The sequence below is a fragment of the Mesorhizobium sp. M7A.F.Ca.MR.148.00.0.0 genome, assembly GCF_003997735.1.
In the GTDB taxonomy this organism is placed as follows: domain Bacteria; phylum Pseudomonadota; class Alphaproteobacteria; order Rhizobiales; family Rhizobiaceae; genus Mesorhizobium.
The window spans coordinates 1-240 of sequence record NZ_RZTB01000673.1; the positions used below are offsets into that span (position 1 = coordinate 1).

1 pseudogene is annotated in these 240 nt (G+C 65.0%); it reads right to left on the reverse strand.

From position 1 onward, the window contains the following. Positions 1-240: pseudogene (locus EOB49_RS35785) on the reverse strand (polyhydroxyalkanoate depolymerase); the annotation flags it as partial.

Here is a 240-nt window from a genome sequence, read left to right on the forward strand (position 1 = left end):
GCCCCAGCGTGTGCAGCATGTCGATGACGTAATCGATGTAGTCGTCGAGATCGAATTGGCCGTCGGCAAGCGGCACCATGCGGGCATCGACCCAGTCGGTGATATGCACGTCGGCATAGGGCAGCATGGCTTCCACCGTGCCGCGCAGCAGCGTCGCATAGTGGCCCGACATCGGCGCCACGATGAGAAGCTTCGGATCGGGCTTGCGCCCGGCGGGCACGGCACGCTCGAAGCGGACGA